The 404-nt window shown below is 70.8% G+C and carries 1 protein-coding gene; it reads left to right on the plus strand.

Annotation, left to right across the window (positions count from 1 at the left end; translation table 11 throughout):
* Window positions 1-404 (plus strand): LysR substrate-binding domain-containing protein (locus EN914_RS38155; protein ID WP_245497965.1); only part of this gene is annotated, 404 nt, incomplete at both ends.

The raw sequence follows: 404 nt of genomic DNA on the forward strand, positions 1-404 counted from the left end.
CGGCGGTGACCGCCCAGATGCAGCGGCTGGAGGAAATCGTCGGTGAGCCGCTGCTGGCGCCGCAAGGGCGGGGACGTGGTCTGACGCCGGCGGGTGAGGATCTCGTCGGCCACGCCAAGCGCATTCTTGCCGCCCATCGCGAGGCTTGGCTGGCGCTGAAGGGCGCCCGCGCTGCCGGGCGCGTTGCCATCGGCACGACACAGGATTTCGCCGACAGCGGCCTGCCGGATCTGCTGCGTGCCTTCGCCGGCAGCCATCCGCGCGTCAGGATCGAACTGCGGGTCGGCCGTTCCGCCGAGCTGGCGCAGGCGCTGCAGTCTGGCGGCCTTGATCTGGCGATCGTGATGCGCCAGACGGCAGCGCCGGACGAAGTCGGCGTGCTGCGCGAGCCGATGATATGGCTA

The organism is Mesorhizobium sp. M7A.F.Ca.CA.001.08.2.1 (genome assembly GCF_003998455.1).
GTDB classification, from domain to species: domain Bacteria; phylum Pseudomonadota; class Alphaproteobacteria; order Rhizobiales; family Rhizobiaceae; genus Mesorhizobium; species Mesorhizobium ciceri.